General features: G+C 32.9%; 7 protein-coding genes. All 7 read right to left on the reverse strand.

What is annotated here, in order from left to right; translation table 11 throughout:
* Positions 1–47: 47 nt before the first annotated feature.
* The 7 genes from NLG42_RS20570 to NLG42_RS20600 all read right to left on the reverse strand — a co-directional run bounded on the left by NLG42_RS20570 (position 48) and on the right by NLG42_RS20600 (position 13,598).
* On the reverse strand, positions 48–2,132 hold the full coding sequence (locus NLG42_RS20570) for a hypothetical protein (RefSeq protein WP_257682190.1): 2,085 nt from the start codon (positions 2,130–2,132) through the stop codon (positions 48–50).
* Between the two features lie 199 nt (positions 2,133–2,331).
* Positions 2,332–3,564, reverse strand: coding sequence for a gliding motility-associated C-terminal domain-containing protein (locus NLG42_RS20575; RefSeq protein WP_257682191.1), 1,233 nt, complete (start codon positions 3,562–3,564; stop codon positions 2,332–2,334).
* A gap of 104 nt (positions 3,565–3,668) precedes the next feature.
* Positions 3,669–7,805: a beta strand repeat-containing protein gene (locus NLG42_RS20580; RefSeq protein ID WP_257682192.1), complete on the reverse strand. Its 4,137-nt coding sequence runs from the start codon at positions 7,803–7,805 to the stop codon at positions 3,669–3,671.
* A gap of 328 nt (positions 7,806–8,133) precedes the next feature.
* The gene (locus NLG42_RS20585; RefSeq protein ID WP_257682193.1) at positions 8,134–10,392 is read right to left on the reverse strand and encodes an OmpA family protein; all 2,259 of its coding nucleotides are present in this window, start codon (positions 10,390–10,392) and stop codon (positions 8,134–8,136) included.
* Positions 10,393–10,414: 22 nt separating this feature from the next.
* Positions 10,415–11,350: a PorP/SprF family type IX secretion system membrane protein gene (locus NLG42_RS20590; RefSeq protein WP_257682194.1), complete on the reverse strand. Its 936-nt coding sequence runs from the start codon at positions 11,348–11,350 to the stop codon at positions 10,415–10,417.
* Between the two features lie 251 nt (positions 11,351–11,601).
* Positions 11,602–12,606, reverse strand: coding sequence for a helix-turn-helix domain-containing protein (locus NLG42_RS20595; RefSeq protein ID WP_099718920.1), 1,005 nt, complete (start codon positions 12,604–12,606; stop codon positions 11,602–11,604).
* A gap of 8 nt (positions 12,607–12,614) precedes the next feature.
* Positions 12,615–13,598, reverse strand: coding sequence for a helix-turn-helix transcriptional regulator (locus tag NLG42_RS20600; protein WP_099718921.1), 984 nt, complete (start codon positions 13,596–13,598; stop codon positions 12,615–12,617).
* Between the last annotated feature and the right edge of the window lie 6 nt (positions 13,599–13,604).

Below are 13,604 nucleotides of genomic sequence, written 5' to 3' on the forward strand. Positions count from 1 at the left end.
ATTGTTCAATTAAATTTTATTCCTTTTACAAGAATAAATCTATTTTTTTAATCTGGACAAGCTTGCTGAGACATTGCTTTCCAAGATGTACCGTTATATAATTTAATAACTTTTGCTACTATATCATAAACAATCATTCCTTCTACTGGCGCTGTAATTGCTGTTTCTGGAGATGCCATTCTAGTTAATACTAAACCTTTTTCTTTTGATTCTAAAATCAAAGTTCCTGTTCTAGAATTTGCGTAATCTCGAGGCGCTGCAGTTCTATCTAGTGTAGATATAATTGTTTTAATAGCTTCTGTTGTACCTGTAGTAAGAGCAGGTTTGTAACAAACGGCACAAGTTGCATCAAACGTAACATTTAGTGTTGCACTTGGAGACGAACATCCATAAAGATCAGAGAAAAACGATACGGTGTATGTTCCAGCCGTACTCACATCTGTTGGATCTGGCACTATTACTCCTGATGCATTTTTCCATTGTATTACGGCACCAAGCGGCGGCTCAGAAGTTAGGTAACTGTTTAGGTTAAACGAAGTTCCTAAACAAGGTTTTGCAGTAGTCGTGCTCAAAACGGGTGCATCATCTCCTGCCTCACAGGCAAAAATTAAAGCATTTTCACTATTAAAAGTACCTGGAGTTGTGCCAAAGTTTATTGAAATACCAATACCATTATCTGTCGCTGCAGCAGAATTAATTAAATTGCCGAAAGTCATGTACTTATCTACACTTCTATTCAATTGATCCTTAAGAAGATTGTAATGTGCCGAATGATAACCAGACCACTCTACACCACTTCTATATTGAAAGGCTTCATATGATAAGGAAGCTTGTTTAAATACTCCCATTACTAAATTCGGAGCTGTTCCTCTAACAAATCCCGGTCCGTTATCTCCACCGCTTAAATAAGTATCCCAGCCGTGCGCTAACTGCACTTTATCGGTATTACCTTGCGGTATGGTAACCTTGTAATCTATAGTTACAAATGGATCAGGATAATTGTAAATATATTTTACATCTAGCAAGTAAGTCAATCCGTTTTTTTCCGCTTTCATTTTAATCGTATTCTCAAAATGTCCGGGAGTCGATTCGATAAGCGACTGCTGCGTACTGGTAATAGGAACAAGATTTTTATCTCCTACAGACCCTGTAGGATTCAAAGACCCACTTTTAAAAATATCCCTTCCAATAGAAAGCGCCAAACCGTGTGTCGTGCCGGGTACTTCAAACGGTTTTGTCGTACCTTCATATAAATTTGAACTAATACTGTATATTTGATTGATGTTTTTTCTTTTAATCTGCATATTTCCTGCACAAAAAATATTAAGCCTAATTCCATCATCGCGGTTTGTACCTCCAGGTGCGTTAATAACGGTTTGTCCAAAATAACCAATAATTGTGCTAATATTTGTAAAACGATACAATTGCCCGCTTGCCGGACGATTAATAGTAGGTTTTATAAAAGATTCTGAAGTTCCAGGATTGGCTCCAAAATCAGTAAGCCATAATTGTGCTGCTTTTTCACCGTACATTTGTTCTCTACCATAATAAAAACCAATTGCTGTCTCATAATTTTTTGGCATAGCAACTCCTTCATCATAAATGTATTCTATAATATTAGTTCCTTCATACAGTTTTACCTGAAAACTTACTGACTTGGAAGGGCTATAATACCATCTCCAAGAATGCCACTCTGCCGTAAGTACTCTATTAGGAGCACTACCGCTTGTTTTGTAAGAGAAAGTACCACCAGAACCCTGAAGATCAGCCATTAAAGGTGCCAAAATTAAGGAAGTACCTTCAGGAGCTGTATGTGCCCTGCTACCTGTTTTGAAAGTAAGAGTACCATTTGAACTTGCATAAAAAGTATTATGTTCTTCTCGACCCGAATTAAACGTAAATCCAATAGGTAATGCACCACTGACACCTTCGTCAGAAACAAGAGTCGGTACTTTTGTACCTCCAACTAAAGCTATAAATTCACTACTTTCAGCTTGAAATGTTATGTCGCTTGTTACACGTGCTAGTTGTTTTTCCTGTGCTGTAACCGCTGCAGGAAATCCTAACAAAAGAGTAAAGAGTATAAAAAAACAAAATCCAATTGTATTGCTTTTGTTAACATTTTGTATCATATAAAAATATTTAAATAATTCATACTTTGCTCATTGTATTTAATCCTATACTGATTTAAGGATTTAAATACGGGCAAATTTACAGCGGCTGTGTCTCTTGAAACTGCCATCTAAAATCATAAAATCAATATATAAAGACACAACCCTATTATAAATAAGGCGTGCATTTAGATTTTTAAAACATTAAAACCAGCCCCGATTAATCGTTATTGATATACAAATAGCCTGCTTTATCTTTATAATCGCCATTGTAGGTTTTATATTTTATCACATAAAAATAGGTTCCTGTTGGCAATCCATCGTTTTTAGCTACAGTAGTTCTTCCATCAGATATTCCTCTAAACCAATTTCCGTTGGCACCATAGTTTACTGTTTCGAATACCTTTACTCCATAACGATTGAATATCTGCAAAGAGTTCTCCGAGAAATTTTCTAATCCTTCAATGTTGAAGTAATCATTTAATCCGTCGCCATTAGGAGATATTGCATTGTAAACCACAATATCATTTTGGGTAATGGTTTTAATTTTTGCGAGTGTAAAAATTCCCGTTTTGTTAATTGCCGCCGTAATGGTTTCGTTTTGATTATCAACTGCCGATGCGTAGTGCACCCATTTTGATTGCGACTCATCCCAACTTACAATAGCCAGACTGTAACCAGGATCTTCATTCGTTAATTCGCTTGGTGTTGTACTGCTGTTCGACTTTAATGTTAAAGCCAAATCTATTGCTGCTTGATTACTTTCAACCTTCCAATATTCTTTGGCGTTTATTAAGGTTATCAAGTCTTCTTTTTGTGTGTGAGGATGCAATTGGTTCGAATTTTCAAGAACATATCTACTTTTAAAGAAGTCCTTTGATACGCTGCTTTGACCGAAAGCAGAGGGTCTAAAATAACCTCCGTCTCCTATAGGAAACTGAAATTCATTTTTCCCTATGCACTCTACATAACCATCAACATAACTCTCGTCATTTGTATTTTTATGTATTGCATTTGCTTCAAAAAGAACTATACCTCCTGATGTAGCATTAGAAACAATTCCTTTAGAAAAGTCAGAGAATCCGTAAATACTAATTTCTGTAGATAATAAAAATGCAGGCTGAATCATTCGATTATCAAACCTAACATTATTGAACTCACTTAGCTCCTTACCAGAAATCACTTGAGCACCTGTGAAACCTTTAAAATAAGTTAACCCAGAAGCTTCTTTTGGACTAAAAGTTACTAATCCATCATTATTATAATTTGAATAAACAGTAAATTGTCCATCATTAATAAAATCTCCCGTAGACTTGTTATCAAAATCAGCTACTGTAGCAAGCTCAGTTCCCGGCAAAATTGCTATTTCTCCTATATTTGTGGTTTGTGCACTAAGTTTGCCAATAGTAAAAAATAATGTTGCAGTAACTATTTTTAAAATAAATTTGGTCATACTTTTTAATTTAAAGTGTTAGTCTTAAACATGACAAATTATACTAAAAACGATATAAAACACCTCAGTTATTCTATTCATAAAAGAGGTGTTTATTCTTTGTTTTAGTTTGAACTCACAGGAGCTTGATTGCTTGAAGTTGTGTTTTCTTCGATTAGTTTTTCTAATCTTTCTAAACGCTCGTTCATTTTTGCAATCTCTTTGTCTTTTGCAATAATTGCATTGTTTTGCTCAATGATATGCAAGTAGATCTCTTCTGTTTTTTCCAATAATTGGATTGATAATTCAGACATATTGAATGAATATCCTTCAGAAGTTCTTTCCAATTCATTGATCGGAGTAATCCCTGGAAGGTGTTTATGAGTTTTAATATACTGCTCGATTTCTGCTAATCCCTTAAATTTATAATCTGCTTTAATATCAGAGTATCCTTGGAAGTAATCTTCAAAAACGTAATCGGCATATGTACTATTAACTGTTGTAATAGAACCATTTATTCTCAGTTTTTCACCTGCTTTACCAGATGGAGTATCAAATCCAATACCTACCCAGCCTTGTGTATAAATATTCTCTGTATTTGTAGTTGCACCCGCTTTTGTTGTTGAACTAAACCAAGGCTCTTTTACGGCAGCGCTCAAATTAACTGATGTTACAAAATTATTCTCATCTTTATAATCTAATGTACCAGTTGTACCATTTACAGCAAGCGACGTTAGTGTTTGAGCAGCACCAACTAAGTCAACAAGTTTAATCACATTAGGCGCACCTTTTTCTGCTTGATAACTAAGTGTTTTCCCTGCTGCATCGTAAGTAAGTGAAGTCAAAGTTTCATTTCCTTTTACGATTTCATTGATATTCACTGTTTGTGTCGCACCAGACGCATCTGTATAAGTAAATTCGTTGGTCGTAGAATTGAACGATACTGTACCTTCTGACTTAGTAATAAAAGTATTCAGAACATTTGTTACTTCAGGATTGTTTATAATTGTTTGGAAATTGTCTGCAACATCTCCTACTACATTAATCGTTACAGGCTCAGCAGTTGTTTCATTTTTATATGTATATACACCCTTGCCTTTGTTCAATATTTCTGTAATAGTTTCAGCATCTCCAACTAAATCAACGAGGTTAATTACGTTAGGAGCACCTTTTTCTGCTTGATAACTAAGTGTTTTCCCTGCTGCATCGTAAATAAGTGAAGTCAAAGTTTCGTTTCCTTTTACGATTTCATTGATATTCACTGTTTGTGTCGCACCAGATGCATCTGTATAAGTAAATTCGTTGGTCGTAGAATTGAACGATACTGTACCTTCTGACTTAGTAATAAAAGTATTCAGAACATTTGTTACTTCAGGATTGTTTATAATTGTTTGGAAATTATCTGCAACATCTCCTACTACATTAATCGTTACAGGCTCAGCAGTTGTTTCATTTTTATATGTATATACACCCTTGCCTTTGTTCACTATTTCTGTAATAGTTTCAGCATCTCCAACTAAATCAACGAGGTTTATTACGTTAGGAGCACCTTTTTCTGCTTGATAACTAAGTATTTTCCCTGCTGCATCGTAAGTAAGTGAAGTCAATGTTTCGTTTCCTTTTACGATTTCATTGATATTCACTGTTTGTGTCGCACCAGATGCATCTGTATAAGTAAATTCGTTGGTCGTAGAATTGAACGATACTGTACCTTCTGACTTAGTAATAAAAGTATTCAGAACATTTGTTACTTCAGGATTGTTTATAATTGTTTGGAAATTGTCTGCAACATCTCCTACTACATTAATCGTTACAGGCTCAGCAGTTGTTTCATTTTTATATGTATATACACCCTTGCCTTTGTTCACTATTTCTGTAATAGTTTCAGCATCTCCAACTAAATCAACGAGGTTAATTACGTTAGGAGCACCTTTTTCTGCTTGATAGCTAAGTGTTTTCCCTGCTGCATCGTAAATAAGTGAAGTCAAAGTTTCGTTTCCTTTTACGATTTCATTGATATTCACTGTTTGTGTCGCACCAGATGCATCTGTATAAGTAAATTCGTTGGTCGTAGAATTGAACGATACTGTACCTTCTGACTTAGTAATAAAAGTATTCAGAACATTTGTTACTTCAGGATTGTTTATAATTGTTTGGAAATTGTCTGCAACATCTCCTACTACATTAATCGTTACAGGCTCAGCAGTTGTTTCATTTTTATATGTATATACACCCTTGCCTTTGTTCACTATTTCTGTAATAGTTTCAGCATCTCCAACTAAATCAACGAGGTTAATTACGTTAGGCGCACCTTTTTCTGCTTGATAACTAAGTGTTTTCCCTGCTGCATCGTAAATAAGTGAAGTCAATGTTTCGTTTCCTTTTACGATTTCATTGATATTCACTGTTTGTGTCGCACCAGATGCATCTGTATAAGTAAATTCGTTGGTCGTAGAATTGAACGATACTGTACCTTCTGACTTAGTAATAAAAGTATTCAGAACATTTGTTACTTCAGGATTGTTTATAATTGTTTGGAAATTGTCTGCAACATCTCCTACTACATTAATCGTTACAGGCTCAGCAGTTGTTTCATTTTTATATGTATATACACCCTTGCCTTTGTTCAATATTTCTGTAATAGTTTCAGCATCTCCAACTAAATCAACGAGGTTAATTACGTTAGGAGCACCTTTTTCTGCTTGATAGCTAAGTGTTTTCCCTGCTGCATCGTAAATAAGTGAAGTCAAAGTTTCGTTTCCTTTTACGATTTCATTGATATTCACTGTTTGTGTCGCACCAGATGCATCTGTATAAGTAAATTCGTTGGTCGTAGAATTGAACGATACTGTACCTTCTGACTTAGTAATAAAAGTATTCAGAACATTTGTTACTTCAGGATTGTTTATAATTGTTTGGAAATTGTCTGCAACATCTCCTACTACATTAATCGTTACAGGCTCAGCAGTTGTTTCATTTTTATATGTATATACACCCTTGCCTTTGTTCACTATTTCTGTAATAGTTTCAGCATCTCCAACTAAATCAACGAGGTTAATTACGTTAGGAGCACCTTTTTCTGCTTGATAACTAAGTGTTTTCCCTGCTGCATCGTAAATAAGTGAAGTCAAAGTTTCGTTTCCTTTTACGATTTCATTGATATTCACTGTTTGTGTCGCACCAGATGCATCTGTATAAGTAAATTCGTTGGTCGTAGAATTGAACGATACTGTACCTTCTGACTTAGTAATAAAAGTATTCAGAACATTTGTTACTTCAGGATTGTTTATAATTGTTTGGAAATTGTCTGCAACATCTCCTACTACATTAATCGTTACAGGCTCAGCAGTTGTTTCATTTTTATATGTATATACACCCTTGCCTTTGTTCACTATTTCTGTAATAGTTTCAGCATCTCCAACTAAATCAACGAGGTTAATTACGTTAGGCGCACCTTTTTCTGCTTGATAACTAAGTGTTTTCCCTGCTGCATCGTAAATAAGTGAAGTCAATGTTTCTTTTGAACCTACAACGTTTGTAAGTTCTGTTACGAACTTTTCATTACTTATAATAGCACCAGCATTGTTAATTACATCAGCTACAACATCGATTGTAGTTTCAGCTTTATCTTCGTTAGTATAAAGGTACTTTCCATCATTGGCAGCATTTTTCTCTAATGTTGTTACGGTTTCTTTTGAATCTACAAATTGCGTAAGTTCTGTTACAAACTTTTCATTCTTTATAATCGTATGGGCATTATTAATAACATCAGCTACAACATCGATTGTAGTTTCAGCTTTACCTTCGTTAGTATAAACATACTTTCCGTCGTTAGCGGCATCTTTCTTTAATGTTGTTATTGTCTCGAAATTTTTTAAATCCAATGGTTGATTATTACCAGAATCATCAACAAATACAAACTCTTTTGTTACGGCATTATAAATAACAGTTCCTTTGTTAGATTCGATTTCACCGGCAATAACAATTCTATTCCATCTGTTATCATACCAATAGTAATATCCAGGTTTAATATCTGCAGCTGTACCAGTATTAAACACTAATAAACTGTTTACATTACCATTTGTAATTGTGGCAGCATCTGTCAAACTTTTTAATTGAACTCTAGGAATCAGCACCCCTTTATCGTTGGCCACAACTTCTAACTGAGAAGAAGGATTCGGCATAGTAGTTCCTATACCTACCTGGGAATACGCTGAGTAACTAGCTAGGACAAAAAACAATGGAAGTAATTTATTCTTCATAAGATTTAATAATTATGAGTTATCTTTTTATTTAAAATCACTGTTAAAATTAAAACCAGCCAATCTTTTCATTAACTGTTAAATTTTAAATTCTTGGCAAAATTATAGCCTAAGTATTTTTCAGAACTACCACATAAACTTTTAAAATCAATACAAAAAGTTACAAATCACTAAAACACCATAAACAATTACACATCAAATAGTTATCTCCATAAAAAACCTCTAAAATCTTCCATAAAAACGAAAATATATTCAACAAAAAAGAGCTTGAACTTACTTAAAAGTCAAACTCTTTTTCTTACCAACTTACCAACTACCAAATCTAAATTTATTCGTTTTGCTCTTTTATTACAATAATAAATTCTGAACGTCTGTTAAGCTCATGCTCTGCTTCTGTACATTTTACATCATTACTGCATTTATTAATAAGCTGTGATTCTCCATATCCATCTCCCCAAACTCGATCTTGATCAATTCCGCCTTCTAAAACAATATAATCTACGGTGGTTTTTGCTCTGTTTTTAGAAAGTCTCATATTAAAGTCATCTTTACCTCTGCTGTCTGTATGAGATTTTACCAAAATAGAAATACTTGGTCGGGTTTTTAATAAATTAATTACTTTATTCAATTCTAATTTTGATGATTTTCGAAGCGTATAACCACCATAATCAAAATAAATAGGATTAAGTTTTAATTTCTCTGTAAGGTTATCTCCTTCTTTAAGAGTTAATACCTGATTACCAACAACAACTTCCAGTTCATTAAATAGTACTGCTTGTATTTCTTTCTTTTCACCTATTTTAATTCCCTTTACAATTATTTTTTCGGTTGTATACCCTTTCTTTTTAAACTCGAAAGTGTAATTTTTAAGCGGCTCGAGATCAACTGAAAATTTTCCTGATTCATCGCTGTATATCTTTTTTATTTTTTCTTTTAAATCATTAAAAACGGATACCTCAACTTGATGTAGTAATTGACCAGATATACTGTCTTTTACAGTTCCAAAATAAATTGGCTTCAAGTTAAAAGGAAATTCTATTGATTTTGTCTCTAAAAATGTATACAAATCATCTTCTCCAGCTCCTCCTTTTCTATTAGAAGAGAAAAACCCTTTTTTCGAATCACTGTCTATACTATATGCAAAATCATCACTTGTAGAGTTTACAGGTTCTCCAACATTTACAACAACATATTTACCGTTACCGTCTTTTACTGCAGCAAAAGTATCTAAGCCGCCTAAACCTGGATGTCCATCAGAAGAGAAGTACAACACACCGCTGTCGTCTACAAAAGGAAAAGTTTCTCGTCCGTAAGTATTTACTTCTTCCCCTAAAGAATCTGCTTTATTTGCAAAACCTCCTCCTTTTTTTCTGTTTACGACATATAAATCAGTGTCGTTCATTTTCTTTTTTCTATTAGAAACAAAAAACAACTCATCGTTATTAGCACTCAAAGCAGGATGTGCAGAAGAGGTTCCTTCAACATTTATCGGATAAGGAAGCTCCTTAACATTACCCCATTTATTGTTGATTTTTTGGGCTTGAAAGATTTTCAGGTTAGAAATTGCTTTCTTATTATTTGTCTTATTTTTTATCTTATCATAAACTACCAATCTGGTAAAATACATCGTTAAACCATCATTTGTAATTACTGGTGTACTTTGATGGTATTTCGAGCTAACATCTCCTGATAATTTTTTCTCATTATGCAAATTTCCTTCTTCATCAATTTGAGCGGTATATAATTTCAGAAACGATTTTTCGCTCCAATTATGTTTGCGATTAAAAAAACCAGAATCCTTAGCTGTAGCATAAATTACATCTTTATACTTAGGCAAATTTTCTAAGGCTACTATCTGGTTATAATCTTTATTAGAAGCTATTTCCTTTTCGCTTATGATAAATTTTTCTTGACCATTATTTTTATCCTGAATTAAAAACTCTCCCGTAGCTCCAAGTTTATTACCATCGTCACTTCGTCTTTTTTCAGCATTTTCTCTAATCATTCGATCTTTCTCTGACCGTTCTGCTTGAACTAAATCCTTATTATATCGAATTGCTTCTTCATTTGGTACTAATGCCGCTCCAAAATCTGAAAATGGCGAATTTGTTCGCGCCTGCATCAAATTATCATATCGATTTGATTGTGCCGCAATTTCTTTCAAATACGTTGCTGGATCCCATTTTTTAGCTTCATCAGCTTTCCCTATTTTCTTATAATAAGCACTCATTACGGCTAATCCTTCCTCATGCTGATCATTTGCTCTCAAGCATACAGAATATCTATGATAGTATTCTGAAGGAGCAGATGCAACATCTTCCATCATTTTGGTATACCATTGTAATGCACTGTAATAGTCTGCATTAAAAAAATAGGTGTCTCCTAAACGAGCATATATTTCTTTAGAATCATATCCTTTACTCACTAATTGCTCGTATAGTTTTCCTGCTTTTACAAATGAAAAATTTTCGTATTCTGCATTTGCCTTTGCCAGCTTTTTATCTTGCGTTTGCTGTTTTTGCGAAAAACAAACTGTATTACTCAAACAAAAAAGCAACACAAATACTTTATGTATTTTTATTCTCATAATTAATTTTAATTAGTTTTGGTTAGAAAAATCTTGGTGACATCATTCTAGATTTTGAGCCGCCTAATACTTCAAATCTTAAAAAGATTTCATGTGATCCTGAATTATAATTTGCCAGTTTGGTTGTTTCTGCATCATAGGAATATCCTATAAACCAAGAATCTGAAATCTGGAATCCTGCAAGTGCACTTAACGATGCACTCCAACGATAAGCAAGTCCTACTGTAAATTTTTCATTGAATAAAAAGTTCGCAGAAATATCTGTTTGTAATGGAGCTCCTTGAACCGCTTTGGTTAATAAGGATGGCTTAAATTTTAGATTATAATCTAAATCAAAAACATATCCTGCCATTAAATAATAATGCATACGCTCTTTTACAACAAAACTCTGCGATTCATTTTTAGCAGATTTATCGTAATGACTGTTTTCTAACATATTAGGAATCGAAAGCCCTATATATGATCTGTCTGAATGAAAATATACTCCTACTCCAACATTGGGAGAGAATTTATTATCTACGTTATTTTGAAATCTCGGGTCTGAAGGATCGTAAATATTCAATTTAGTAAAATCAACATCTAATAAGTTTGCTGTTCCTTTTAATCCAAATGATAATTTATAAAAGGGTGAGGTATCTATAGAATAGGAAAGATCTACTGAGATGTTATTTTCTGTCATTGGCCCAATTCGATCATTGATTACTGATAATCCTAGTCCCATATTCTCATTAATGGGTGAATTAACAGATAGTGTATTAGTAACTGGAGCGCCTTCCAGTCCCGCCCATTGTGTTCTATGCAATCCAAAAACACTTATTGTACCTCTTGAACCTGCATAAGCAGGATTGATATTAATAGTGTTGTACATATATTGGGTATATTGAGCGTCTTGCTGCCCAAACATAAGGCTCGAATAACAACATAATATAGTTACTATAAATAAATTTATTTTTTTCATTTTACTCTTATTTTTAGAAATATGAGCAAAATTATAGCAACATAGTTTTTTGGTACTGCCACATAAATTCATAAAATCATCATGAAAAGGTTTACCGCATAAACAATTACAAACCAGTTACATCAAAACGAAATGGAAGTTTCTATTGACTTCGTTTTTATTCTAAAATCTAAGTGACTGTTTATTTTAAAATAAAAAACCCGACCGCTTTACGCAATCGGGAAATCTAAAAAAAAAAGCAATCAAATATATTACCATGTTTTACTTTTAAAAACAGAGCTGGGTATATCTCCATAGTGTTTTTTATAAAGTGATGAAAAGTACGCTGTTTTATGATAGCCAAGTTCAAAAGCGATATCACTAATCGTTTTAAACTCGCCGCTTTTTAATAATTTATTTGCAAGCACTAATTTTTCTTTCTTGAAAAAAGACACAGCACTCATGCCAAATACATTTTCATATAAGATTCTGTATTTTGAAATAGACATATTAGCAATCTCCGAAAGAATTTTTACTCCAGGAAAAGGTGCTAAAAGATTGGACATTAAAAAATCTTGTGTTTTCATTATTGCTTTTAAATCTTTTTCTAAAAACAATCCAGTATTAGACATATCAATTTTTAACCGTTCTAGAAAATAACCAAAAAGTTTAAACGCAGTACTTTTCAGCAAAAATTCATAATTTGAATCATTCATGCTTTGCTGCTTTAAATTATGAAGTTCTACTTTACTTCGGCTGTCTATATGTCCGTAGTAAAACATTTCTCTTTTTTTGTTATCAAAAATGTTCTTGAAATCTTTTTCTAAAACTGCACCGTGAAAATAATTTTTAATATATGTTTTTCGAATATACAATCGTAATGAATACGCTCTTTCCCCAACTGCTGAGACATAAGAACTTTGAAGGCGGCTGTCTATAATAGCAAAACCTAATTTTGATTTATATCCCGTATTATGTTTAACATTATCTATAAAATGTTTATTTAAATTATCGCTCATATCATAATAAACAATCCAAAAATCTTCCTCAGAAGGCATTCTTGTCAAACGCATCGGCTCGTTTAATGTTAAATCAACGATAAGCACAGAAACATCTGGAGAAAGCTCAATAAAGTACCCAGAACCACTTACCTTTTTCTCAGGAAAATGAATTATTTTATTGTCGATTATTGTACATCCTAAGCCGCCAATAAAATCTTTCTCCCCTTTTAATGTTAACGATGCAGTATGTTTAAATTCAGGTATTGTTAAATCCATAATTTCTATTACAGTAAACTTTGATATTCTTTTGGGAAAACTCCATACATCTGATGAAATCGTTTTGACAAATAAGAGACATTGGCATAATTTAATTTATGCGCCACTTCATTAACCGTAAACTTTCCTGTTTCTAATAATTCTTTAGCTTTATTTAATTTATTATTATAGAAATAGGTTCCCGGATTTACACCCGAAATTTTTACAAAAAGCTTTTTATATTTTGAAGGAGACATTCCAATTTGCTCTGCTAGAAAATTAATACCAGGAAAAGGTTCGTCGATATTATTTTGCAGCATTGCTTTAGAGGCAATAATATTCTTTACATCAACATTAAATGTTTTTTCAATAATGCTCTTTTTAGTTTGAAGCTGTTTTAAATAACTAGAAGTTAATCCGTACACAAGTCCTTTAAAATATATTTCGTACAAAGAATTGTCGTAGGCAATTTTTCTAAAATCATTAATTAAAATTAAACTTTCAATATTCATTCGATCTAAACGAAATGTTGCATTTCTTTTATTATCAAGAATGTTGTCAATCACCGTCGATGCTGTTTTACTTATTTTAGAGAAATACTCCTTTATATTATCTTTATCAAATAAAATACAGACCACATATATTCGAGTTCCTTTTTGCACAGTGTAATCCATATCAACTTTAGAGTCAACAATAGATAAATTATGTTTTAATTTTCCTATCGAAGCTGCTTCTTCATTAAGCATAAAATCAACATCTATATTAGTAAGGTAAAAATACAGTCCTATAAAATTGGTGTTTTTATTACGATATTTTAATCGCGTAGTTTCTTTATAAGTTGTATCAATCAGCATTGCTTTAATACCTTCTTCTATAGGCAGAATAAAATGTGTTCCTTTATAAAATTCATTATTTCCTTTAATGAAATTTCCTTCGATAGAACCTCCCATTGCTTTTGCAAGAACCTCTATCCAATTGTGCGATGTATTGTAGTGATGTGTAATTGTTTTCAAAATAAA

It is taken from the genome of Flavobacterium plurextorum (genome assembly GCF_024638035.1).
Taxonomy (GTDB): Bacteria; Bacteroidota; Bacteroidia; order Flavobacteriales; family Flavobacteriaceae; genus Flavobacterium; species Flavobacterium plurextorum.